This is a genomic window from Streptomyces altiplanensis (genome assembly GCF_053591575.1).
In genome coordinates this window covers 172861-194760 of record NZ_JBSFUB010000001.1, presented here as the reverse complement: position 1 = coordinate 194760, position 21900 = coordinate 172861, and the positions used below count along the sequence as shown (strand labels likewise).

General features: G+C 72.5%; 19 protein-coding genes. 12 read left to right on the top strand and 7 right to left on the bottom strand.

The window, feature by feature from the left end; translation table 11 throughout:
• Positions 1-304: 304 nt before the first annotated feature.
• Complete coding sequence (gene serA / locus ACWD0Y_RS00895; RefSeq protein ID WP_450258332.1) at positions 305-1897, top strand: phosphoglycerate dehydrogenase; 1593 nt, start codon at positions 305-307, stop codon at positions 1895-1897.
• A 135-nt stretch (positions 1898-2032) separates the two neighbouring features.
• On the opposite strand, the gene ACWD0Y_RS00890 is transcribed toward serA, so the two are convergent.
• The gene (locus ACWD0Y_RS00890) at positions 2033-3178 is read right to left on the bottom strand and encodes a PucR family transcriptional regulator (protein WP_450258331.1); all 1146 of its coding nucleotides are present in this window, start codon (positions 3176-3178) and stop codon (positions 2033-2035) included.
• A gap of 173 nt (positions 3179-3351) precedes the next feature.
• On the opposite strand from ACWD0Y_RS00890, the gene ACWD0Y_RS00885 reads away from it, so the two are divergent.
• Together ACWD0Y_RS00885 and pruA are read left to right on the top strand one after the other, a co-directional pair.
• Positions 3352-4278, top strand: a complete 927-nt coding sequence (locus ACWD0Y_RS00885) for a proline dehydrogenase family protein (RefSeq protein WP_450258330.1) — start codon at positions 3352-3354, stop codon at positions 4276-4278.
• A 57-nt stretch (positions 4279-4335) separates the two neighbouring features.
• Positions 4336-5967: an L-glutamate gamma-semialdehyde dehydrogenase gene (pruA, locus tag ACWD0Y_RS00880; RefSeq protein WP_450258329.1), complete on the top strand. Its 1632-nt coding sequence runs from the start codon at positions 4336-4338 to the stop codon at positions 5965-5967.
• 99 nt (positions 5968-6066) lie between these two features.
• On the opposite strand, the gene ACWD0Y_RS00875 is transcribed toward pruA, so the two are convergent.
• Positions 6067-6906, bottom strand: a complete 840-nt coding sequence (locus ACWD0Y_RS00875) for a DUF1206 domain-containing protein (RefSeq protein ID WP_450258328.1) — start codon at positions 6904-6906, stop codon at positions 6067-6069.
• Between the two features lie 185 nt (positions 6907-7091).
• On the opposite strand from ACWD0Y_RS00875, the gene ACWD0Y_RS00870 reads away from it, so the two are divergent.
• On the top strand, positions 7092-8159 hold the full coding sequence (locus ACWD0Y_RS00870) for a S1 family peptidase (protein WP_450258327.1): 1068 nt from the start codon (positions 7092-7094) through the stop codon (positions 8157-8159).
• A gap of 72 nt (positions 8160-8231) precedes the next feature.
• Here the strand turns inward: ACWD0Y_RS00870 and ACWD0Y_RS00865 are convergent, their stop codons facing one another.
• From ACWD0Y_RS00865 to ACWD0Y_RS00855, 3 genes are read right to left on the bottom strand one after another with little or no spacing between them, the layout of a single operon-like run.
• On the bottom strand, positions 8232-9443 hold the full coding sequence (locus ACWD0Y_RS00865) for a lysophospholipid acyltransferase family protein (RefSeq protein ID WP_450258326.1): 1212 nt from the start codon (positions 9441-9443) through the stop codon (positions 8232-8234).
• Entirely contained in the window at positions 9440-10318 is an 879-nt protein-coding gene (locus tag ACWD0Y_RS00860) for a phosphatidate cytidylyltransferase (protein WP_450258325.1), read from the bottom strand. The genes ACWD0Y_RS00865 and ACWD0Y_RS00860 overlap by 4 nt, the downstream gene beginning before the upstream one ends.
• Entirely contained in the window at positions 10315-10911 is a 597-nt protein-coding gene (locus ACWD0Y_RS00855; RefSeq protein ID WP_450258324.1) for a CDP-alcohol phosphatidyltransferase family protein, read from the bottom strand. The genes ACWD0Y_RS00860 and ACWD0Y_RS00855 overlap by 4 nt, the downstream gene beginning before the upstream one ends.
• Before the next feature lie 100 nt (positions 10912-11011).
• Between ACWD0Y_RS00855 and ACWD0Y_RS00850 the strand changes: the two genes are divergently transcribed.
• Both ACWD0Y_RS00850 and ACWD0Y_RS00845 read left to right on the top strand, forming a co-directional pair.
• Entirely contained in the window at positions 11012-11584 is a 573-nt protein-coding gene (locus ACWD0Y_RS00850; protein ID WP_450258323.1) for a GNAT family N-acetyltransferase, read from the top strand.
• 278 nt (positions 11585-11862) lie between these two features.
• On the top strand, positions 11863-11988 hold the full coding sequence (locus ACWD0Y_RS00845) for a hypothetical protein (protein ID WP_450258322.1): 126 nt from the start codon (positions 11863-11865) through the stop codon (positions 11986-11988).
• Between the two features lie 35 nt (positions 11989-12023).
• Here the strand turns inward: ACWD0Y_RS00845 and ACWD0Y_RS00840 are convergent, their stop codons facing one another.
• Entirely contained in the window at positions 12024-13598 is a 1575-nt protein-coding gene (locus tag ACWD0Y_RS00840) for a fibronectin type III domain-containing protein (protein WP_450258321.1), read from the bottom strand.
• Positions 13599-13725: 127 nt separating this feature from the next.
• On the opposite strand from ACWD0Y_RS00840, the gene ACWD0Y_RS00835 reads away from it, so the two are divergent.
• The gene (locus ACWD0Y_RS00835; protein WP_450258320.1) at positions 13726-14769 is read left to right on the top strand and encodes a 3-isopropylmalate dehydrogenase; all 1044 of its coding nucleotides are present in this window, start codon (positions 13726-13728) and stop codon (positions 14767-14769) included.
• Positions 14770-14994: 225 nt separating this feature from the next.
• Positions 14995-16101, top strand: coding sequence for a branched-chain amino acid aminotransferase (locus ACWD0Y_RS00830; RefSeq protein WP_093798862.1), 1107 nt, complete (start codon positions 14995-14997; stop codon positions 16099-16101).
• A gap of 77 nt (positions 16102-16178) precedes the next feature.
• Here ACWD0Y_RS00830 and ACWD0Y_RS00825 read toward each other — a convergent pair whose 3' ends face one another.
• The gene (locus tag ACWD0Y_RS00825; RefSeq protein WP_450258319.1) at positions 16179-17633 is read right to left on the bottom strand and encodes a cytosine permease; all 1455 of its coding nucleotides are present in this window, start codon (positions 17631-17633) and stop codon (positions 16179-16181) included.
• Between the two features lie 139 nt (positions 17634-17772).
• On the opposite strand from ACWD0Y_RS00825, the gene ureA reads away from it, so the two are divergent.
• From ureA to ACWD0Y_RS00805, 4 genes are read left to right on the top strand one after another with little or no spacing between them, the layout of a single operon-like run.
• Positions 17773-18477 carry an urease subunit gamma gene (ureA, locus tag ACWD0Y_RS00820; protein ID WP_450258318.1) on the top strand — a complete coding sequence of 235 codons (705 nt, stop codon included), beginning with the start codon at positions 17773-17775 and terminating at the stop codon, positions 18475-18477.
• Entirely contained in the window at positions 18474-20162 is a 1689-nt protein-coding gene (locus ACWD0Y_RS00815) for an urease subunit alpha (protein ID WP_450258317.1), read from the top strand. The genes ureA and ACWD0Y_RS00815 overlap by 4 nt, the downstream gene beginning before the upstream one ends.
• Before the next feature lie 11 nt (positions 20163-20173).
• Positions 20174-21205, top strand: a complete 1032-nt coding sequence (locus ACWD0Y_RS00810; RefSeq protein WP_450258316.1) for an agmatine deiminase family protein — start codon at positions 20174-20176, stop codon at positions 21203-21205.
• Between the two features lie 43 nt (positions 21206-21248).
• Positions 21249-21875 (top strand): TetR/AcrR family transcriptional regulator, encoded by a 627-nt coding sequence (locus tag ACWD0Y_RS00805; protein ID WP_450258315.1) that lies wholly within the window; start codon positions 21249-21251, stop codon positions 21873-21875.
• Positions 21876-21900 lie beyond the last annotated feature (25 nt).

Here is a 21900-nt window from a genome sequence, read left to right as displayed (position 1 = left end):
CCTCCTCCAGGCCCATGCCCGCGGAGTTCGGGACGGCGCCGACGGCCATCAGGCAGTGGGAGCCGGTGATGACGCGCCCGTCGGCGGCGTATCGCCGCGGCCCTTCGTGCACAACTGGACAGAACGTCCAGCCACGGACGGGTGATCCTTCCGCCGAGGCGGAAGACCACGTACCCGGCGCCACTAGACTGCTTCATACATACACGCGTCAGGCCCACAGCGTCGTGCGTCTTCCACGCGGCTAGCCCCTCCACCGCCTGCGGCCGTCGGGACGGCCGTCCGCAAAGGACCAGTGAGGACTCACGTGAGCTCGAAACCTGTCGTACTCATCGCTGAAGAGCTGTCGCCGGCCACAGTCGACGCCCTGGGCCCGGACTTCGAGATCCGGCACTGCAACGGCGCCGACCGGGCAGAGCTCCTGCCGGCCATCGCCGACGTGGACGCGATTCTCGTCCGCTCCGCCACCAAGGTCGACGCCGAGGCCATCGCCGCGGCGAAGAAGCTCCGCGTCGTCGCCCGCGCCGGCGTCGGCCTCGACAACGTCGACGTCTCCGCCGCCACCAAGGCCGGCGTGATGGTCGTCAACGCGCCGACGTCCAACATCGTCACCGCCGCCGAGCTCGCCTGCGGCCTGCTCGTCGCCACCGCGCGCAACATCCCGCAGGCCAACACCGCCCTCAAGAACGGCGAGTGGAAGCGCTCGAAGTACACGGGTGTCGAGCTGAGCGAGAAGACCCTGGGCGTCGTCGGCCTCGGCCGCATCGGCGTCCTGGTCGCGCAGCGCATGTCGGCCTTCGGCATGAAGATCGTCGCGTACGACCCCTACGTGCAGCCCGCGCGCGCCGCCCAGATGGGCGTCAAGCTGCTCTCGCTCGACGAGCTGCTCGCGGTGTCGGACTTCATCACCGTCCACCTCCCCAAGACCCCCGAGACGCTCGGCCTCATCGGCGACGAAGCGCTCCACAAGGTCAAGCCCGAGGTCCGCATCGTCAACGCCGCCCGCGGCGGCATCGTCGACGAGGCGGCGCTGTACTCCGCCCTCAAGGAGGGCCGGGTCGCCGGTGCGGGCCTCGACGTGTACGCGAAGGAGCCCTGCACCGACTCCCCGCTGTTCGAGCTCGACCAGGTCGTCTGCACGCCGCACCTCGGCGCCTCCACCGACGAGGCCCAGGAGAAGGCGGGCATCGCGGTCGCCAAGTCCGTGCGCCTCGCGCTCGCCGGTGAGCTCGTGCCGGACGCGGTCAACGTCCAGGGCGGTGTCATCGCCGAGGACGTACGCCCCGGCCTGCCGCTCGCCGAGAAGCTCGGCCGGATGTTCACCGCGCTCGCGGGCGAGGTCGCGGTGCGCCTCGACGTCGAGGTGTACGGCGAGATCACGCAGTACGACGTCAAGGTGCTGGAACTCTCCGCGCTGAAGGGCGTGTTCGAGGACGTGGTGGACGAGACCGTCTCCTACGTCAACGCGCCGCTCTTCGCCCAGGAGCGTGGCGTGGAGGTCCGCCTCACGACGAGCTCGGAGTCCCCGGACCACAAGAACGTCGTCACCGTGCGCGGCACGCTCTCCGGCGGTGAGGAGGTCTCGGTCTCCGGCACGCTGGCGGGCCCCAAGCACCTCCAGAAGATCGTCGGCATCGGCGAGCACGACATCGACCTGACCCTGGCCGACCACATGGTCGTCCTGCGCTACCAGGACCGCCCGGGCGTCGTCGGCACGGTGGGCCGCATCCTCGGCGAGGCCGGCCTGAACATCGCGGGCATGCAGGTCTCCCGCGCGGACCAGGGCGGCGAGGCACTGGCCGTCCTCTCCGTGGACGACACCGTCCCGCCGGCCGTCCTCACCGAGATCGCCAACGAGATCGGCGCCTCCTCGGCCCGCTTCGTGAACCTCTCGGACTGACCCGGCTCCTGTCCGGCCCGTCACCGGTGCCCGGGACGCACGGATGCCCTTCCCGTACGACGTCGTACGGGAAGGACGCCCGCGTCCCGGGCACCGGTGCGTGGAGGCCGGCCGGCTCTCCGTTTCCGGAGCGCGTCACAGGCGGGCGGCCTTGAGGGACATGTGCAGCAGCAGCCGGTCCTCGCCGTCGTGGAGATCGAGGCCGGTGAGCTGCTCCACGCGTGACAGGCGGTAGTAGAGCGTCTGGCGGTGGATGTTCAGCGTGCTCGCGGTGCGGCCCGCCTGGCCCGCGCAGTCCAGGAACACTTCGGCGGTACGGGCGAGTTCGGCGTGCGCGGGTTCCAGCAGCGGGCGTACGGCAGGGTCGACGGGGTGGCCGGGCCCGCTGTCGGGGAGCGCGGCCAGCAGGCGGTACGGACCGATCCCCGACCACTCCGCGACCGGTCCGAGACGGGGCCGCGCCAGGGCCGCGCGGGCCGCGGCCGAGGCTTCCCGCCAGGCGCCGGGCAGCTCGTCCAGTGCGTGCACGGGATTGCCGATGCCGACGACCGGGCCCGGCGCGGCGAGCAGGTTGCCGGCCGCCAGGCGGGCGGGGGAGAGGTCGGCCTGCGTACGGATCCTGATCAGGGCGGCGAGGCGCGGGCCGGCCGGGCCGGGCACCGGGAGCAGACAGAGGGCGGCCGCGCCCGGGACCGTGGGCACACCCGGAACGGGCTGCGCCCAGGGGGCGACGCACAGCAGGGCGTACGGGCCGCCGTCGCCCAGCGCCGCGCCCAGTGTGGCCCGCGCGGAGGCCCGGCTCTCGGCGGACTCCGAGGCGAGCAGGGTCAGCAGGTACGGGCCGAGGTCGGCGCGGGCGCGGGCCTCGTCCGCCAGGAGCGCCCCGATCCGGGCGCAGACCGCCATCGCCGAGGCCGGCACGGGCGCCGGCGGGCCGTCGCCCCCGGCGAGCAGCCACACGTAACCGTGGACCGTGCCCCGGTGCCGTACGGGAAGGCAGAGCCGGCCGCGCAGCACCCCGGCCGCGGGGTCGGCGGGGATGTACACCGGGCTTTCCGCCGTGGCGATGCCGAACTTCTCGAACCAGGCACGCACCTCGGCCGTCGAGCGGCGGGTGAGGATCGAGCGCGTGCGGACCGGGTCCAGGGTGGTCTCGTCGAAATCGCTGTCGCTGTCGTGGGCACCGAACGCGATCAGCCGGAAATCGCGGTCCTCCAGTGTCGCGGGGGCGCCGAGCAACGCCGAGATCTCGTCGACCAGGTCCTGGTAATCGCCTTTCACGCTTCTTATTCTCGCACCCTCTCAGACATTTGTATGAGGTAAGGGCCGGGGATGCGTGACAGCTGTCGATGGTTCAGGATTCGAGCGATCCCTAGATTTCACGGTGGTTATCCGTGCCGTACCGGTCTTCGCCGGTCACGGCCCCTTCGAAGTCTTTTCCGTGGAGGTGCCCCGTGCTGGGTCCCGTGATCCTCGCCGCTTCGCGCAGCGACAAAATGCGCCGTTTCGTGTCGGCGGCTCCGGGGACCAAGCAGGTCGTCGGCCGGTTCATCGCCGGCGAGACGGTCGAGCAGGTCATTCCGATCGTCCGGGACGCCGCCGGCAAGGGGCTGGAAGTCACCCTGGACGTCGTGGGCGAGGACATCACCACGCGCGAGCAGGCCTTCGCCGCCCGCGACGCGTACCTGGAGCTGGTCGAGCACCTCAAGGGCCTGGGGCTGGGCGAGCGGGCCGAGATGTCCGTGAAGCTGTCGATGTTCGGCCAGGCGCTGGAGGGCGGCCACGCGCTGGCGCTCGCCAACGTCCGCCCGGTCGTCGAGGCCGCCGCCGCGATCGGCACCACGGTCACGCTGGACGCCGAGGACCACACCACCCTCGACTCGATGTTCGCCATCCACGAGGAGCTGCGGAAGGACTTCCCGCAGACCGGCTGCGTGATCCAGGCCTACCTGTTCCGCACCGAGGACGACGCGCGTCGCCTCGCCGCGAACGGCAGCCGCGTCCGTATCGTGAAGGGTGCCTACAAGGAGCCCGCCACCGTCGCGTTCCAGGACAAGGCCGAGATCGACAAGGCGTACGTCCGGATCCTGAAGATCCTCATGGCGGGCGACGGGTACCCGATGATCGGGTCGCACGACCCGCGGCTGATCGCCGTCAGCCAGGAGCTCGCGCGGCGCGCGGGGCGCAAACTGGATGAGTACGAGTTCCAGATGCTGTACGGGATCCGCAGCGAGGAGCACGTGCGGCTCGCGGCGGAGGGCCACCGGATGCGTGTGTACACCGCGTACGGCACCGACTGGTACGGCTACTTCATGCGGCGCCTCGCGGAGAAGCCGGCCAACCTGCTGTTCTTCGTCCGCTCGATGATCACCAAGAACTGACCCAGGCTGACCCAAGGGCCGAGCCCTTCCACCCCTCACAAAGGAGTCAAGGAACTCATGGACGCTGTGACCCAGGTCCCCGCCCCGGTCAACGAGCCGGTGCGCACCTACGCCCCGGGTTCGCCGGAGCGCGCGCGCCTCGAGGCCAAGCTCAGGGAGCTGGCCGAGAACCCCGTCGACCTCCCGATGACGATCAACGGTGAGAAGCGGATGGGCGGCGGCGAGCGTTTCGACGTCGTACAGCCGCACAACCACAAGGCCGTCCTCGGCACCGCCGCCCACGCCACGCAGCAGGACGCCAGGGACGCGATCGACGCCGCGCTGGCCGCCGCTCCGGCGTGGCGCGCGATGTCCTTCGACGACCGCGCCGCGATCATCCTGCGCGCCGCCGAGCTGCTGTCGGGCCCGTGGCGCGAGACGCTCGCCGCCTCGACCATGCTCGGCCAGTCGAAGACCGTCCAGCAGGCCGAGATCGACACCCCGTGCGAGCTCGTCGACTTCTGGCGCTTCAACGTCAAGTACGCCCGCGACCTGCTCGCCGAGCAGCCGCCGGCGAACGCCCCGGGTGTGTGGAACCGGCTGGACCACCGTCCGCTGGAGGGCTTCGTCTACGCGATCACGCCCTTCAACTTCACCGCCATCGCGGGCAACCTGCCGACCGCTCCCGCCCTGATGGGCAACGTCGTGGTCTGGAAGCCGTCCCCGACGCAGACGCACGCCGCCGTGCTGCTGATGCAGCTCCTGGAGGAGGCCGGTCTGCCCAAGGGTGTCATCAACCTGGTCACCGGTGACGGCATCGAGGTCTCCGAGGTCGCCCTCAACCACCGCGACCTGGCCGGCATCCACTTCACCGGCTCGACCAAGACCTTCCAGTACCTCTGGAAGACGGTCGGCAACAACATCGAGAAATACCGCACGTACCCGCGTCTCGTCGGCGAGACCGGCGGCAAGGACTTCGTCGTCGCGCACCCGAGCGCCGACCGCGCCGTCCTGAAGACCGCGCTGACCCGCGGTTCCTTCGAGTTCCAGGGCCAGAAGTGCTCCGCGTCCTCGCGTGCGTACGTCCCGGCCTCGATCTGGAACGACGGGTTCAAGGAGGAGTTCGCGGCCGAGGTCGACTCCATCGCCATGGGCGACGTCACCGACCTGTCGAACTTCATCGGCGCCGTCATCGACGAGCGTTCGTTCGCCAAGAACAAGGCCGCGATCGACCGCGCCGCCGCCGACCCGACGTGCACGATCGTCGCGGGCGGTACGTACGACGACTCGGTCGGCTACTTCGTCCGCCCGACGGTCATCGCCTGCACGGACCCGGAGAACGAGGTCTTCACGACCGAGTACTTCGGCCCGATCCTCGCGGTCCACGTCTACGAGGACGAGAAGTACGACGCCATGCTGGAGCAGATGGAGTCGGCGTCCGACTACGCGCTGACCGGCGCCGTCATCTCCAACGACCGCGCGGCCGCGGCGTACACGATGGACAAGCTCCGCTACGCGGCGGGCAACTTCTACATCAACGACAAGTCGACCGGCGCCGTCGTCGGCCAGCAGCCCTTCGGCGGCGGCCGCGCGTCCGGCACCAACGACAAGGCGGGCGCGCCCCAGAACCTCCAGCGCTGGACCCTGACCCGGGCCATCAAGGAGACCCTGGTCCCGCCGACCGACTACACCTACCCGCACCAGGGCTGACCGCCCCGGCGCGCGGCCCCTGGTCGCGCGCCCCGCGAAACCCCGCCCCCGTCCCGGCCCCCACGCCGGACGGGGGCGGTTTCCGTGTGCCGCCGGGTGTCAGATCTTGCGCCAGCGGGCCATCGCGAAGGAGAAGACACCGAACAGGGCCAGGCCCACGGCTATCAGGGCCAGCAGCCACGGCCCCACCGGCGTGTCGGCGAAGGAGCGGAGGGTGTCGTCGATGCCCTTGGCCTTGTCGGGTTCGTAGTCGACCGCCGCCTTGACCGCGAAGCCGCCGAGCACGGCGAAGACCGAGCCCCGGGCGACGCCGCCCGCCACACCGGCGACGTCCACGGCCCGGCGGGTGCGGCCCCGCAGCTCGCCCATCTTCAGGTGCTTGTGGTACTTGCGCAGGGCGGCGCGGGACGCGATCCACACACCCGAGACCGCGATGGCCAGGCCGGCGAGGCCCACGATCCACTGGCCGGCCGGGAGTTCCATGGCCCTGGCCGTCACGTCGTCCGACTGCTTGTCGCTCGATCCGCTGCCGCTGCCCCTGGAGCCCGTCGCGAACGACAGCACGGTGTACGCCACGAAGCCGTAGAAGAGGAAACGCGCCAGGGACAGCAGGCGCTTGCGGGGCTTGTGGCCGTCGGGTCCCGCCGCGCCGAAGAAGGCTTCGGAGAGCCGCCACAGCGCCATGCCGACCAGCCCGACGCCCAGCGCCCAGAGCAGGAACGAGCCCAGCGGCCGGGCGGCCACCTCGGCGAGCGCCCCTCCTCGGTCGGCCTCCTGCGTGCCCTGGCCGAACGCGATCCGGAGCGCCAGTACGCCGACCAGTACGTAGAGCACTCCGCGTGCCGCGAATCCCCAGCGCGCGGCGGCCTCCAAGGCTGAACTGTCCGACGCCCGGCGGGCCGTGCGCCTGCCGCGCCGGGTGAGTGCCCATGCGCTCATGTCTTCGCCTCCTTCGTCGGAGTGCGTGTGCCCCGAAGCGGGCGGCGGAACCGGTGGGGGCGCGCGTGGGGGCGCGCAGGCGGCCGTCGGGCGGTGACGCGGTCTTGTGGATTGGCAATGAGCATGTCAAATTCCCTCAACGGCGTTTCCGTTCCCCGCGGAGACCTGACTGAGGAGATCCCCCCATGAGACGCACCCTCCGTGCGCGCACGGCCCTGACCGCCTTAATGGCCGCCGGCGCCCTCGGCCTCGGCGCGGCCCCGGCCGGCGCCGAGGCCACTGCCGGGCCCGCCGCCGAAGCCGCCGCGGGTCCGGCGACGTACGCCCTGGACTCCGAGCTCTCCCAGCGGCTCGGCGACGACACCGCGGGCAGCTACATCGACCGCCGCACCGGTGAACTCACCGTCACCGTCACCAGCGACCGCGCCGCCGAGCAGGCCCGCGCGGCCGGCGCCGCGGTCAAGCGCGTGGAGCGGAGCGCCGCGCGGCTGGAGGCGGCCATGGCCGCCCTGGAGACCGGAGCGAAGATCACCGGTACGTCCTGGGGCATCGACCCCCGGACCAACCAGGTCAGCGTCGAGGCCGACCGGTCCGTGTCCGCGCGGGAGATGGCCCGGCTGAAGAAGGTCGCGGACGCGCAGGACGGCGCCGTGCGGGTGTCGCGCGTACCGGGGACCTTCACGCGCGAGGTGGCGGGCGGCGACGCCGTCTACGGCGGCGGATCGCGCTGCTCGGCCGCCTTCAACGTCTCCAAGGGCACCACGCGCTACTTCGTGACGGCGGGCCACTGCACCAACATCACCGCCAACTGGTCGGCGGCCTCCGGCGGCCCGGTGATCGGTGTCCGTGAGGGCACCAGCTTCCCGGCCAACGACTACGGCATCGTGCGGTACACGAACGGCTCGGCTCCGGCGGGCAACGTCAACCTCTACAACGGCAGCCACCAGGACATCACGTCCGCCGCGGACGCCGTCGTGGGCCAGGCGCTCAGGAAGAGCGGCTCCACCACCAAGGTGACCAGCGGCACCGTCACCGCCGTCAACGTCACCGTCAACTACGGCGACGGTCCCGTCTACGGCATGGTCCGCACCACCGCCTGCTCGGCCGGCGGCGACAGCGGCGGCGCGCACTTCGCCGGCGGGGTGGCCCTGGGGATCCACTCGGGGAGTTCCGGCTGTACGGGGACCAGTGGCTCCGCCATTCACCAGCCGGTGAAGGAAGCCCTGGCGGCGTACGGCGTGAACGTGTACTGAGGCGCTCGGGAGCGGGCCACCCCGCGGGGGCCTTTCCCGGATCCGGGAAAGGCCCCCGCGGAGTCCGCGCCGTCAGCGCCAGCCCGTGACGATCAGGGTGAGGGCGACCGTGAAGGCCCCGCCCAGCAGCGCCAGGTAGAGCACGTAGTGCCGCCGGAAGCGGCGCGTCAGCAGGCCGAAGGCGGCGAAGGCGAGGCCCACGGCGAGGGTGCGGGGGGCGCGGGCCGTGGCGGAGGCGGTGAGCCAGTCGGCGGCCGGGACTCCGGCACGGCCCGCCTCGGCGGCGTACACCTTGAAGGGGACGCCGTTCCAGGGCTGGTGGCGGACGGCCGCCGCGGACTCGGCGGCCAGCCCGTGCCGCACCTCGGCCCGCATGCGGTCCGTGGTGAGCGGCGCCGGCAGGTGGACGCCGGAGCCCGCCAGCTGAAGGGCCAGCAGGCCGCCGGCCAGGCTTCCCGCGAGCGCCGTCGCCGAGAGCCGGAACGCGGTGCGCGGGGCGGCCACGCAGACGACCGCGAGGAAGAGCTCCGGCATCAGCGGCCAGCTCAGCGCCTCCGCGCACGCCCACACGAAGGCGAGCGGCAGGCCCCACCGGGAAGTGGCGACCGCGGCCACCCGGCGGCGCGCCGCCGAGTCGCGCAGGGGCTCGGCGTACGTCCGGGCGGTGAGCGCCGCGACCGCCGCGCGCGCCTCCTCGGGAGTGACGGAGGAAGGGAGCGGGGCGCCGACGCGGACCCGGACCAGGGAGGAGCGGAGGCGGCCGTGCTTGGGGAGGAGGCGGTCCGTACCCGCGATGCCGACCGGTACGACGGGTACGCCCGCCCGCTCGGCGAGGAGCAGCGCCCCCCGGTGGAACGCGCCGACCTCGCCGCCGGGCCCGCGCGTGCCCTCGGGGAAGAGGACCACGGCGCGGCCCGCCCGCAGCCGGCCGGCCATCGCCAGCAGGTCGTCCAGGCCGCCGCCCTTGCGGCGGACCGGGAAGCCGGCCGCGAGGCGGGCGCAGATCCGGCTGCGCCAGGGCGACGCGAACCAGTAGTCCGCCGCCGCCCCGATCGCCGGGGTGTGGCGGGCGTCGAGCGCGGCCAGCAGGGCGGCGGTGTCGGCGTGCGAGGAGTGGTTGGCGACGACGACGCAGCCGCCGCGCGGGAGCGCGCCGCGCCGCTCGACGCCGCCGGTCAGGGTGAGGACGCACCACCACAGGGCGCGGCGCGCGGCGGCCGCGAGACGGGAGGGAAGCTCCGTGCGGGCAGGGGCGGCAGGGGCAGCAGGGACCGGGGCCGTCACAGGGACACCACCATCGCGAGCAGCAGGGCCACGAGCAGGGAGTCGATACGGTCCAGCAGGCCGCCGAAACCGGGCAGCCAGCTCCCCGCGTCCTTGACCCCCGTCTCGCGCTTGACCATGGATTCGAGCAGGTCACCGAGGACGCAGCCGGCCAGGACGGCCGCCCAGAGCAGCGGTGAGAAGGCGCCGACGAGCGCCAGCGCGAGGGTGGTCGCGGCGGCTGCGCCGAGGACGCCCGCCCAGGTCTTGCGGGGCGAGAGCGGGGACAGCGGCCGCGCGAGCAGCCCCCGAAGACCTCCGGGGCCGGGGCGCGCGCCCGCCGGCCCCCGCCCCAGCGCCGTGCCCCCGCACCACGCGCCCACGTCGCCCAGCGCCACCGCCAGGCCCACCGCCATCGCGGTCGCGGGGCCCAGGGCGATCAGGCCGGTCAGGGCGACCGGGATCCACAGCAGGGCGAAGACCGTGCGGGCGGACCGGGTGAAGCCCGTGGTGTGGTCGCCCGCGAGCAGGGCCGGGAGCGCGGCCGCGAGCAGGAGCGGCGCCGCCGCCCGCAGGCCGAGCAGGCCGGGGGCCAGCCACGCGAGGGCCGGCAGCGCGACCGAGGCCGCGCCGAGCACCGCGTACTCGCCGCGCCGCAGACCCGTCATCCGTACGTACTCGCTCACCGCGACCAGGCCGAGCCCCGCCGCCAGCGCGAACGCGCCCCCGCCGCCCAGGTGCAGCGCTCCCAGGTACAGCGGCGCCGCCAGTGCCCAGGTCCGCCACCGCTTGCGCAGCTCGGCCCGCGTCGCGACCCGCGCGGGCAGCGCCGCGACCACGACGCCGCTCGCCCCCAGCACGCCCGTCACGAGGGGGAGGACCCCCACGGCGCTCATCGGGCGCCGCCCGGCACGCGGCCGCCCAGTACGCGCCACAGGCGGATGCAGCGCACGGCCGCGGTGAGCGCCGAGCCCGCCGCGATCACGGCCAGCACCGGCACCGCCCAGCCGGACGCCGCCGCGACGACCACCAGCAGGCACCGCTCCGTCTTGCCGACCGGGCCGCCGTTGAGGCGCTCCGCACCCGCCGCCGCGCCGGCCAGCGACACCCAGGACGGCAGGGTCGCGGCGAGCGCCGCGACGGCCACCAGCCACAGCGGGGCGAGTGCCAGGAAACCGGCCAGCACCGCCAGGTCGGCGGCGCGGTCGCCGAGTTCGTTGAGCAGCGCCCCGCGCCGTGTCGTGCGCCCCGTGTCGCGGGCCAGCGCCCCGTCCAGGTTGGCGAAGCCGAGCCGCGCCGCGAGCAGCACCGCGACCGGCAGGGCGGCGACCGGCGCCGGCAGCCAGGCCAGGGCCGCCGCCGCGCCCGCCGCGCAGACCACGCCGGCCGCGGTGAGGGTGTCGGGCGACACCTCGCGGCGGGCCAGCGCGCCGCGGACGCCGCGGAGGCGGGCCGCGTACCAGGGCTTGAGAGCGTAGAGGCCGTTCATGGGGTCAACTCTTCTGCGCGCGGGGCCCGTACGACACGGCGCGCGTACTCAGAAGAGGGCTGAGTACCTGGTACGGGCGGGACCTGCGAGAGTGCGGTGCATGGCTGAGCCGATGACCGCCGCCCGGATGCGTCCCGTCCGGGTCCGTACCGCCCACACCGCCGATCTCGCGCCCGACGCGCTCCGCGAGATCCGCGCCCTCCTGGACGCCGCTTTCGACGGCGACTTCGGCGAGGACGACTGGGACCACACCCTCGGCGGCGTACACGCCTTCGTCCACGACGAGCACGGCCTCGCCGCCCACGGCAGCGTCGTCCAGCGCCGGGTCCTGCACCGCGGCCGCTCCCTGCGGACCGGTTACGTCGAAGGGGTGGCGGTGCGGGCCGACCGCCGCAGGCAGGGGCTGGGGGACGCGGTGACGGGGGCGCTGGAGGGGGTGATCGACCGGGCGTACGTACTCGGCGCGCTCAGCGCGTCCGACGACGGCGCGGCGCTGTACGCGGCGCGCGGGTGGCAGGTGTGGTCCGGCCGGATCGCCGCGCTGGGCCCGGACGGTGTCGTACCGCTGCCGGAGGAGGAGGGCTCGGCCCATGTGCGGCCGGCGGCCGGGGCGGAGCTCCCCGACCCCTTCGACGCGCTGTTCTTCGACTGGCGCGACGGCGACCTGCTGTAGGGCTCCGGGGGCCGCGGCTCCGAGGGGCCGTGGGCCGGAACCGGCGATGTGCCGAGCTCAGAGCGTCGCCGTCATGATCGCGTCTCAGATAGTAGGAAGTCCGAGTAATTGTGGAGACAGACAGCCCGGCCTCGCTTAGCTTGGAAGAAGCCGAACGTCTCGCTCCATCAGCGAACGGCGGTCGCGAGCCCGTGCCCCATGCAGGTAACCCCTGCGGCACCTGCTCCCCGCCCATTCCGGCGCCCTGAAATCATTCTGATCTCAAGGAGTCGATCATCATGGCCGAGACCGTCCGCCGCGTCCGCCACACCCCCCGCTCGAACGAGACCGACCGCAAGCAGGCCGCCGCCGCCCTCCAGCGCGCCCTCGACCGCCGCGACAACGGCGGCGCCACCGGCCACTGAGCCGCCGGCGCGCGCCGCACGGTGCCGCGGCCCGGCTAGCGGCCGCGCCGGATCTCGAAGTAGTCGACGCGCTCACCCGACTCGGCGAGCGCGGAGACCTTCAGCTTCGGTGACGCACCGGCCTCGGCCTCCACCGCGAGGAACGAGAAGCCGGTGTACCGCACCCGCGACCACTCCACCGTGTCCGGGTCCGGGATCCGCGACGTGGTCCAGTGGAAGCTCACGATGTGGTCGTGGTCGTGGACGTTGCCCTCGTAGCTGTCCCGTACGCCCGGCCCGAACCCGTACAGGTCCTTGCCCGCGCCGCCCGCCGTGACGTACACGGTCCCGTCCCGCGTCGGGTCGGTGGAGGACCCGACCGGGACCGGCTTGCCGACCTCGCCGTCCCTGATGGCGTCGGTCCGCTCGTACACATGGTTGTGTCCGTTGATCACCAGGTCCACCTGGTGCTTGGCGAAGAGCGCCAGCCACGCGTCGCGCACCCCGCCGTCCGAGGCGTGGGTGGACGTCGAGTACACGCAGTGGTGGAAGAACAGCACGACGAAGTCGATGCCGGCCTGCCGCCGCAGCTCGCCCAGCCGCCGGTCGAGCCAGGCGCTCTGCGCGCCGTCCGTGTAGCCCCGGTTGGCGGGGATCTCGTACGACACGTCGTTCGCGTCCAGCGCCACGACGCCGACGTTGCCGTACGTGAAGGAGTAGATGCCGGGGGCGTTCACCGCGTCCGGCCCGTTGTCCGGCAGTGACCAGCGGGCGGACTGGCCGCCGTAGCCGTTGGGGGAGTACCAGGCCTCCATGTCGTGGTTGCCGGTGGTCACCATCCACGGCACCCGCGAGGCCACGGACTCGGTCTGCGCCAGGAACTGGTCCCACACGCGCGCGTCGTAGGTGTCCGACTCCCTGCCCCGCCCGCTGCTGTCCGCGTAGCAGATGTCGCCCGCGTGCAGGTGGAAGGAGGGGTTCTGCCCGAGGATCAACTGGTCGTTGGCGAGGGCGTCGTAGCTGACCCCCTGGTCGCCGAAGGCCGTGAAGACGAAGGTCTCCGGCCGTGCGGGCGCCGTGCGGAACGACCCGACCGTCGACAGCCGGCACGCGTCGGCCGGGTCGAACCCGTCGTGCCCGACCCCGTAGTAGTACGTCGTCCCCGGCCTCAGCCCGTCGAGCCCCGCATGCAGGTAGAACTGGTCCACCGCGGGGAGCTTGCGCGACAGCGACGGCGTGTGCAGGGCGCGCACCTCCGCCTCGATCTTCCGGCTCAGCTCCCACGGCTTCAGCCCCACGCGCACATAGGGGCGTCCGACCGCGAAGGGCACCTGCCAGGAGATCCGCATCTGCGTCTTCGGGTCGGCGCCGAAGGCGAGGTGGCGGCCGAAGGGCGCGACGAGCGACCCGTCGACGCGGTCGGCGAGCGCGGTGGTGACAGGGGTGGTGGCAGGGGAGACGGAGTACGCCGGGCTCGCGCCGCCGAGCAGGGCGGCTCCGCCCACCGTGGCGGCCGACGAGGTGATCACCCGTCGGCGGGACAGCTTCGTACGCAGGTATGCGTGCTGCTCCGGCATGCTCAGGCGGCGCGCGAGCTGCTCGGGTATGCCGGTGCGGGGGAGGTCAGCCATGCGGGAGAACTTCCCAGGGGCGGCCAACTCCGGCCGGTACGGAGGGTGAACAGAATCTGTCGGGACGATGAGTCCGAATGGCGGACACTCGGTGTCAGGGGGTGGGACGCGGGAGTAGGGTGCCGACATGTCTCGCAGCCTCAATCTCGCAGTGATCCCTGGTGACGGCATCGGCCAGGAGGTCGTGGCCCAAGGGCTCAAGGTCCTCAACGCCGTCCTTCCGCAGGACGTGAAGCTGCAGACCAAGGAGTACGACCTCGGCGCGCAGCGCTGGCACCGCACCGGAGAGACCCTCCCGGACGCGGAGCTCGACTCCCTCAAGCAGCACGACGCCATCCTGCTCGGCGCCATCGGCGACCCGTCCGTGCCGTCGGGCGTCCTGGAGCGCGGGCTGCTGCTCAAGCTGCGGTTCGCCTTCGACCACTTCATCAACCTGCGCCCGTCGAAGCTGTTCCCGAACACCGCCACGCCGCTGGCCGGCCGCCCCGACATCGACTTCGTCGTCGTGCGCGAGGGCACCGAGGGCCCGTACACCGGCAACGGCGGCTCCATCCGCACCGGTACGGAGCACGAGGTCGCGACCGAGGTCAGCCTGAACACGGCGTACGGCGTCGAGCGCGTCGTGCGTGACGCGTACGAGCGGGCCAACGCCCGCCCGCGCAAGAAGCTGACGCTGGTCCACAAGAACAACGTCCTCGTATACGCCGGCCACATGTGGAAGAACATCTTCGACAAGGTCGGCCAGGAGTACCCCGAGGTCACCACCGACTACCTGCACGTCGACGCCGCGACGATCTTCTTCGTCACCCGGCCGGAGCGCTTCGACGTCATCGTCACCGACAACCTCTTCGGCGACATCCTCACCGACCTCGCCGCCGCCGTGACCGGCGGCATCGGCCTGGCGGCCTCCGGCAACATCAACCCGACGGGTGCCTTCCCGTCGATGTTCGAGCCCGTCCACGGCTCCGCGCCCGACATCGCGGGTCAGGGCAAGGCCGACCCGACGGCCACCGTCCTCTCCGTCGCCCTCCTCCTGCGCCACCTCGGCTTCGAGGCCGAGGCCGGTCGCATCGAGGAGGCCGTCTCCGCCGACCTCGCGGAGCGCGACGGCGGCACGGTCCGTACGACGGACGAGATCGGCGACGCGCTCGCGGTACGCGTAGCGGGCTGACCCGACGGACTCCTCCCACAGCCGCCGGGTCGCAGACACCCGGCGGCTGTGCTTTGCCGCGGCCGGGTGGGACCATCAATCCCGGGCCGCACTGCACGCCGTTTCATCCACGTACTCCCGCGGGCGATAATCGAACGCGGGGCCGCGGTATGAGGGGAAGCTCGGACGTCCTACCAGAGGCGTGAGCGCGGTCCACCACACACAACCGGTGAAGGACACGCACTCATGACGACGCCCACGATCGAGCTCAAGCCCTCCTCGCACCCGCTGTCCGACGCGGAGCGCGAGGCGGTCCTGGCCAACCCCGGATTCGGCCGCCACTTCACCGACCACATGGTCACCATCCGGTGGACCGAGGGCCGTGGCTGGCACGACGCGCAGCTCACCCCGTACGCGCCGCTGTCGATCGACCCGGCCAACATGACCCTGCACTACGCGCAGGAGATCTTCGAGGGCCTGAAGGCATTCCGCCGGCCCGACGGCACGGTCACCACCTTCCGCCCCGACGCGAACGCCAAGCGCTTCCAGATCTCCGCACGCCGCCTGGCCATGCCGGAGCTGCCCGTCGAGACGTTCATCGCGGCCTGCGACGCGCTGGTCCAGCAGGACAAGGCATGGGTTCCGGCGCACGGCGGCGAGGCCTCCCTCTACCTGCGCCCGTTCATGATCGCCAATGAGGTCGGGCTCGGTGTGAGGCCGGCCAATGAGTACCTCTTCATCGTCATCGCGTCGCCCGCCGGCGCCTACTTCCCCGGCGGCGTGAAGCCGGTCTCGGTCTGGCTCTCCGAGAACTACGTCCGCGCCGTCCCCGGCGGCATGGGCTTCGCCAAGACCGGCGGCAACTACGCGGCCTCGCTCCTCGCCCAGGCCGAAGCGGCCCAGCAGGGCTGCGACCAGGTGGTCTGGCTGGACGCGCTGGAGCACAAGTGGGTCGAGGAGATGGGCGGCATGAACCTGTACTTCGTGTACGGGGGCGCGTCCGGCGAGAAGCCCAGGATCGTCACCCCGGAGCTCACCGGCTCCCTCCTCGCCGGCATCACCCGCGACTCGCTGCTCCAGCTCGCCCGCGACCTCGGCTACGAGACCGCGGAGGGCCGGATCTCCACGGACGACTGGAAGCGCGACACCGAGAACGGCACCCTCACCGAGGTCTTCGCCTGCGGCACCGCCGCGGCCATCACGCCGGTCGGCTCGGTGAAGTCCGAGGGGGCGGAGTGGGTCCAGGGGGACGGGCAGCCGGGCAGGGTGACGATGGAGCTGCGCGAGGCGCTGCTCGCCATCCAGACGGGCAAGGCCGAGGACACCCACGGCTGGACGCACGAACTGGGCTGACACCGCCCGCGGTCGTACGTACGTGAGGCCGCGCCCGGCACCCCTGCCGGGCGCGGCCTCACGCGTACCACCACTCCCTACACGGACCCTTGCGCGGGGGTGGGCGTCTCGCTCCCGGCCCCGGCCACGGGTTCCGCTCCGGTGCGCCCGGCCGCCCGCCCCTTCGTCGTCAGTGCCGTGTACGCGACGCCGCCCACCAGTCCCGAGAGGATGAAGCTGCAGTCCACACCGCCGGTGAGGGCCAGCAGCGGGCCCTCGTACACCGTCGTGGAGACCGCCGCGAGACCGACCGCGGCGCCCAGCGCCCAGGAGGCCGTGGCCCGGACGTTCCAGCCGGACCGGTACCAGTAGACGCCGCCCCTGGCCCGGCGGTTGAAGACCTGGAGTGCGTCCGCGTCGTACTGGCCGCCGCAGCGCACGTACCCGATGAGGGAGATGACCGCCCACGGGGTCCCGACGGCCGTCAGCAGCAGGACGAAGGACGTCATCGCGGACTGCACGGACCAGGCGAAGGAGCCCCCGAACACGAAGGCGGTCGCGACGGCCGCGGCGATCACGGTGGCCCGGGCACGGGTGGCCCTCGGCACGATCGCGTCCAGGTCCAGGCCCATCGAGTACAGCATCAGACCGGCGTTGCCGACGGATCCGGCCGAGGCCGCCAGGAGCAGCGGCGCCAGGTACCAGACGGGTGCGGCATCGACGAGCGGTCCGGCGTAGTCGAGGCCGGCGCGGGCGGCGAGCGCGGTGTACGTACCGAACAGCTGCGGGACGAGAAGGCCCAGCAGGAGGCCCAGACAGGTGGCCCACAGGACCGTGCGGGGGCTGTGGCGGCGCGGCGAGACGTACCGCGTGTAGTCGCCGAGGAGGGTGATGAAGGCGACCGGGCCGCTCAGCCCGGCGGCGACGGCCGCGAGCAGCCAGGTGGGCCAGAAGGAGCCGAGCAGGTACGGCGTGTCCGGGGGCGCGGCCGTGGTGAAGTCGCCCGCGTAGGCGTACACGCCGGCCAGCAGCAGGACCACCATGCCGACGGACAGCACCTTGCTGAGCCGCAGCAGCAGCGAGTAGCCGTACACCGCCGCGACGACCGTGGCGCCCGCGAGCAGGGTGTACATCAGGGCGCGGGAGGCCCCGCCGTCCGGCAGGCCGGTGAGCCGGGAGAGGGTCCCGACCATCACGTCGCCGCCGATCCACAGCGTGAGCGCCGTGTAGCCGAGCGAGAGCAGCAGGCCGACCACCGAGCCGACGAGACGGCCGCGTACGCCGAACTGGGCGCCGCTGGAGGTGGAGAGGTTCGTCGCCGTGCGCAGCGAGATCAGCGCCAGCGGTGCGGTGACCGCGATGCCGGCCAGGGTGCCGACGATGATCGAGGTCACCGACGGCCACAGGCCCAGGCCGAAGGACGGCGGCAGCCAGCCGAAGACGATGACGCCCAGGCAGAGATTGGAGCCGAGAAGGAGGGAGACGAGGTCGCGCGGCCCGCTGGTGCGCTCCTCGTCCGGAATGGTGTCGACTCCGCGCTGTTCTATCGGCATGGCTGGGTCTCCCGGTCCGCAGGACAACAAAGTTTTGAGTGCTGTTCAATGTGACTTAGCTCAAGGTGGCGCGTCAATGTTTCGGACGTGTGGACCTGATGGTTAGAGTGAAGTTCTAAATTCTGGGAGGTGTGGCGGCGTGCGACTGACCCCGACGGAACGCGACCGGCTGCTGCTGTTCGGAGCCGCCGAGCTGGCGCGGGCGCGCCGGGCGCGCGGCCTGCGGCTCAACGTGCCGGAGGCGACCGCGCTCATCGCGGACACGGTGTGCGAGGCGGCCCGCGACGGGCGGCGGCTGGCGGAGGCGATCGAGGCGGCGCGGTCCGTGCTCGGCCCCGACGACGTGCTGCCGGGCGTCGCCGATGTGGTGACCGAGGTGCATGTGGAGGCCGTCTTCGACGACGGCTCCCGGCTCGCGGTCGTGCCGTCACCGATCGGCGGCGGCACGACCCTGGGCGACGACGCCCCGGGCGCGGTCCTGCCCGGCCCCGCCGACGCGGAGCCGGAGCCGGCGGTGCGGCTGACCGTACGCAACACGGCGGCCGTCCCCGTCAGCGTCACCTCCCACTTCCACTTCTTCGAGGCGAACCCCCGCCTCGACTTCGACCGCGCGGCGGCGTACGGCATGCGGCTGTGCGTGCCGGCCGGGTCCTCCGTCCGCTTCGATCCGGGCGGCGAGGCCGAGGTCGGCCTCGTCCCGATCGGCGGCGACCGGATCGCGATCGGTTTCGCGGGCCTGGTCGACGGCCCGCTGGACGCGCCCGGCGCGAAGGAAGAGGCCCTGCGCGCCGCGGCGGCCTGCGGCTATCTGGGAGCACAGCCCGAAGGAGGAGCTGAGGCATGAGCATCGATCCGCACGAGTACGCCGCCGTGCACGGCCCCCGCGCGGGGGACCGGGTCAGGCTCGGCGACTCCGGGCTGACCGTGCGCGTCGAGTCGGACGCGCAGAAGCCGGGCGAGGAGTTCCTCGCGGGCTTCGGCAAGACCGCCCGCGACGGACTGCACCTCAAGGCCGCCGCCGTGCGCGAGACCTGCGACGTGGTGATCAGCAACGTGCTGGTCATCGACGTGGCGCAGGGCATCCGCAAGGTGTCGATCGGCATCAGGGAAGGCCGGATCCACGCCATCGGGCGGGCCGGCAACCCGGACACCCTCGACGGCGTGGACGTCGTCGTCGGCACCGGCACGTCGATCGTGTCGGGCGAGGGCCTGATCGCGACGGCGGGCTCGATCGACACGCACGTCCACCTGCTGTCGCCGCGCATCATGGAGGCGTCGCTCGCCGCCGGTGTGACGACGATCATCGGCCAGGAGTTCGGCCCCGTCTGGGGCGTCGGCGTGAACTCGCCCTGGGCCCTGCGCCACGCCTTCGGCGCCTTCGACGCCTGGCCGGTCAACATCGGATTCCTGGCGCGCGGTTCGTCCTCCGACGCCGCGCCGCTGGTCGAGGCGCTCGCCGAGGGCGGGGCGTCCGGCTTCAAGGTGCACGAGGACATGGGCGCGCACACCCGAGCCCTGGACACCGCGCTGCGCGTCGCCGAGGAGCACGACGTACAGGTCGCCCTGCACAGCGACGGCCTGAACGAGTGCCTGTCGGTCGAGGACACCCTCTCCGTCCTCGAAGGCCGTACGATCCACGCCTTCCACATCGAGGGCTGCGGCGGCGGGCACGTCCCCAACGTGCTGAAGATGGCGGGTGTACGGAACGTCATCGGCTCGTCCACCAACCCCACCCTCCCCTTCGGGCGGGACGCGGTCGCCGAGCACTACGGGATGATCGTCTCCGTACACGACCTCAAGACCGACCTGCCCGGCGACGCCGCCATGGCGCGCGACCGCATCCGCGCCGGGACGATGGGCGCCGAGGACGTCCTGCACGACCTGGGCGCGATCGGCATCACCTCGTCCGACGCGCAGGGCATGGGGCGCGCGGGCGAGACCGTGCGCCGTACGTTCCAGATGGCCGGGAAGATGAAGGCGGAGCTCGGCCCGATGGAGGGCGACGGCCCCCACGACGACAACGCGCGCGTCCTGCGCTACATGGCCAAGCTCACCATCAACCCCGCCATCGCCCACGGCCTCGCCCACGAGATCGGCTCGATCGAGGTCGGCAAGATGGCCGACATCGTGCTGTGGCGGCCCCAGTACTTCGGCGCGAAGCCGCAGATGGTCCTGAAGTCGGGCTTCCCGGCGTACGGCGTCACGGGCGACCCGAACGCCGCGACCGACACCTGCGAGCCGCTCGTCCTCGGACCCCTCTTCGGCGCGTACGGCGCGACGCCCGCCGACCTCTCGGTGGCCTTCGTCGCGCAGGCCGCCCTCGACCAGGGCAACGACCTGATGCCGACGCGCCGGCGCCGCGTCGCCGTGCGCGGCACGCGCGGCATCGGCCCCGCCGACCTGCGCCTGAACTCCCGTATCGGAGAGGTCGGGGTGGACGGACACAGCGGACTCGTCACGCTCGACGGCGACCCGATCCGCTCAGAACCCGCCGACTCCGTCTCCCTCAACCGTCTCTACTTCCTGTAAGGACCCTCCTCATGGCTTTCCGTATGCCCGCCGAGTGGGCCCCGCACGAGCGCACCTGGATGGCGTGGCCCGGCCCCAACACCACCTTCTCGAACGAGGAGGAGCTCGCCGCCTCGCGCGCGGCCTGGGCGAGCGTCGCCCGCGCCGTACGCGCCTACGAGCCGGTCACCATGGTCGTCGGCCCCGGCCAGGCGGCCGGCGCCCGCGAACTGCTCGGCCCGGACATCGAGCTCGTCGAGCGCGAGCTCGACGACGCCTGGATGCGCGACATCGGCCCGACCTTCGTCAAGGACGACGAGAGCGGCGAACTGGCGGCCGTGGACTGGGTGTTCAACGGCTGGGGCGCCCAGGACTGGGCGACCTGGGAGCACGACGCGAAGATCGCCGGCATGGTCGCCGATCTCACGGGCGTGCCCACGCTCTCCTCCCCGCTCGTCAACGAGGGCGGCGGCATCCACGTCGACGGCGAGGGCACGGTCCTGCTCACCGAGACCGTCCAGCTCGGTCCCGAGCGCAACCCCCAGTGGACGCGCGAGCAGGTCGAGGCCGAGATCCACGCCAAGCTCGGCACGACCAAGGCGATCTGGCTGCCGCGCGGCCTGACGACCGACTACCCGCCGCACGGCTACGGCACCCTCGGCCACGTCGACATCGTCGCCGCCTTCGCCGCGCCCGGCGTCGTCCTCGTCCACACCCAGCCGGACCCGTCCCACCCCGACCACGAGCCCTGCAAGGCGAACGTCGAACTCCTCCGCTCGCAGACGGACGCCAAGGGCCGCCCGCTCGAGGTCGTCGAGGTGCCCGCCCCGACGACCGTGCGGGTGGACGGCGAGTGGGTCGACTACTCGTACATCAACCACTACCTCTGCAACGGCGGCGTCGTCCTGTGCGCCTTCGACGACCCGCGCGACGAGGAGGCGGCCGAGATCTTCCGCGGCCTCTTCCCCGACCGTACGGTCACGCTGGTCGACGCCCGCGAGATCTTCGCCGGCGGGGGCGGCATCCACTGCATCACCCAGCAGCAGCCCGCGGCGGGCAGCTGATCGGGTAGAACATACGAGTGCTCAATGTGAACGTCCACGCCTCATGACCGGGTCCGCGTCCGGTTCCGCCAAGCCGGCGTCCCGTCGGCGCAACGCCGCCCCGCCCCGCGAGACGATGCTCGCCGCCGCCATGGCGAGCATCGCCGAGCACGGGCTGGAGCGGCTGACCATGGCCGGACTCGGCCGTGAGGTGGGGATGAGCAGCGGGCACCTCCTCTACTACTTCCGCAGCAAGGACGAGCTGCTCCTCCAGACGCTCGAATGGAGCGAGGAGCAGCTCGGCATGGACCGCAGGGCCGCCCTGGCCCGGCAGGTCCCGGTCCGCGAGCGCCTCGACGCGTACGTCGACCTGTACGTGCCGTCGGGGCCCCGCGATCCGCACTGGGCGCTGTGGCTCGAACTCTGGAACCGTTCGCACGCCGTCGACGAGGAGGCCCGCGCCCGCCTCCTCGACATCGAGCTGTCCTGGCACCGGGACCTGGTGGCCCTGCTCGTCGAGGGCGCCTCGCGCGGCGAACTGCGCACGGTGGTCGACGCCGACCGTTTCGCGACCCGGATACGGGCGCTGCTCGACGGCTTCAGCACGCATGTGGCGATGGGGCTGCCGGGCTCGGAGCGGTCCCAGGTCCTCGCCCAGATCGGCGAGTTCCTCGACGAAACGCTCCACTGAACACACGGCTCCACTGAACGCGCCG

What these genes read in the sequence shown, in the direction of transcription:
- pruA (WP_450258329.1), top strand. Translation starts at nt 4,336, where the DNA reads ATGGACGCTGTGACCCAGGTCCCCGCCCCGGTCAACGAGCCGGTGCGC.
- ACWD0Y_RS00875 (WP_450258328.1), bottom strand. Translation starts at nt 6,906, where the DNA reads ATGAGCGCATGGGCACTCACCCGGCGCGGCAGGCGCACGGCCCGCCGG.
- ACWD0Y_RS00870 (WP_450258327.1), top strand. Translation starts at nt 7,092, where the DNA reads ATGAGACGCACCCTCCGTGCGCGCACGGCCCTGACCGCCTTAATGGCC.
- ACWD0Y_RS00860 (WP_450258325.1), bottom strand. Translation starts at nt 10,318, where the DNA reads ATGAGCGCCGTGGGGGTCCTCCCCCTCGTGACGGGCGTGCTGGGGGCG.
- ACWD0Y_RS00855 (WP_450258324.1), bottom strand. Translation starts at nt 10,911, where the DNA reads ATGAACGGCCTCTACGCTCTCAAGCCCTGGTACGCGGCCCGCCTCCGC.
- ACWD0Y_RS00850 (WP_450258323.1), top strand. Translation starts at nt 11,012, where the DNA reads ATGGCTGAGCCGATGACCGCCGCCCGGATGCGTCCCGTCCGGGTCCGT.
- ACWD0Y_RS00845 (WP_450258322.1), top strand. Translation starts at nt 11,863, where the DNA reads ATGGCCGAGACCGTCCGCCGCGTCCGCCACACCCCCCGCTCGAACGAG.
- ACWD0Y_RS00840 (WP_450258321.1), bottom strand. Translation starts at nt 13,598, where the DNA reads ATGGCTGACCTCCCCCGCACCGGCATACCCGAGCAGCTCGCGCGCCGC.
- ACWD0Y_RS00835 (WP_450258320.1), top strand. Translation starts at nt 13,726, where the DNA reads ATGTCTCGCAGCCTCAATCTCGCAGTGATCCCTGGTGACGGCATCGGC.
- ACWD0Y_RS00830 (WP_093798862.1), top strand. Translation starts at nt 14,995, where the DNA reads ATGACGACGCCCACGATCGAGCTCAAGCCCTCCTCGCACCCGCTGTCC.
- ACWD0Y_RS00825 (WP_450258319.1), bottom strand. Translation starts at nt 17,633, where the DNA reads ATGCCGATAGAACAGCGCGGAGTCGACACCATTCCGGACGAGGAGCGC.
- ACWD0Y_RS00815 (WP_450258317.1), top strand. Translation starts at nt 18,474, where the DNA reads ATGAGCATCGATCCGCACGAGTACGCCGCCGTGCACGGCCCCCGCGCG.
- ACWD0Y_RS00810 (WP_450258316.1), top strand. Translation starts at nt 20,174, where the DNA reads ATGGCTTTCCGTATGCCCGCCGAGTGGGCCCCGCACGAGCGCACCTGG.
- ACWD0Y_RS00805 (WP_450258315.1), top strand. Translation starts at nt 21,249, where the DNA reads ATGACCGGGTCCGCGTCCGGTTCCGCCAAGCCGGCGTCCCGTCGGCGC.